We start from the raw sequence: 1,026 nt of genomic DNA on the forward strand, positions 1-1,026 counted from the left end.
TTACTGAGTCTTCTAGCACGAGCGTTGTACTGGCTTGCGTATCTTTTGTGAAATCAAGGCTGCTTGTTGCCTCGTTGCCCGCTATATCTTGTGTCGTTACATCAACGGTGTAATCACCATCTGATAATGCATTTAATATGCTGCTATCTAATTGCCAGTTGCCGTCATTGTCGACATTAGCAGTGCCATTAAATACAACACTGCCGTCACTGTCTTTGATGGTAATTGCTACGCTTTGATTAGCCTCTACGTCTAATACTGTGCCTGCTACTTTAGCAGTGCTTTGCTCAGCATCGTTAATAACAGCGTCATCGCCCACATTTACCGTAACAGCACTTTGTGTGTCTTTAACAATGTTAAGATCTGCATCAGCGGTGTTGCCTGCGGTATCAGCAGTTGTTGCTGTAACAGTCAATGCCCCCTCATTAAGGGATGTCAAATCGAGTGAGTTACTTTGCCAAGTTCCATCAGCTAAAATAATCGCTTGCCCTGTTACAGAACCATTACCATCAGAGACAGTAACGTTAACGATTTTACCTTCTTCTATATTGGCGCTTTGACCATTAATAACTACAGCCGATTTTTCTGCATTATTAATCAATAAGTCGTTGCTTTCGCTTGGAATAGAAATAGAAGCTTGGGTGTCTTTTTCAAAGGTTGTGCTATTTTCGGCTTGGTTACCGGCCTCATCAAATACACTTACAGTAGCAGTAATAGTGCCATCGGCAAGGGTATTAATATCTGCGCTACTCACTTCCCAGGTGCCGTCGTTATTAATCGTGACATTATCTACAGTTACTACATTATCGTTTTCGTCAGTAAAAGTAATGGTTGCTGTATTGGTAGGCTCTATATCCGTTACCTGCCCACTTACAACAACATTGGTTTGCTCAGTTGCATTAACTAAGTCATCGCCTGCTGCCATTTCAATGGTGGTTGCTGCGGTTTTATCGTGAATGGCTGTGTCTGTATCGGTTGCGGTATTGCCTGCAACATCACTTACGGTGGCTGTGGCTGTTAATGTAC

General features: G+C 42.8%; 1 protein-coding gene. It reads right to left on the minus strand.

The features are described 5' to 3' along the window. A partial coding sequence (locus PSH54_RS20490; protein ID WP_273607001.1) for an Ig-like domain-containing protein occupies positions 1–1,026 on the minus strand: 1,026 nt, incomplete at both ends.

Origin of the sequence: Pseudoalteromonas sp. Angola-30 (assembly GCF_028599215.1) — a bacterium.
GTDB classification, from domain to species: domain Bacteria; phylum Pseudomonadota; class Gammaproteobacteria; order Enterobacterales; family Alteromonadaceae; genus Pseudoalteromonas; species Pseudoalteromonas atlantica.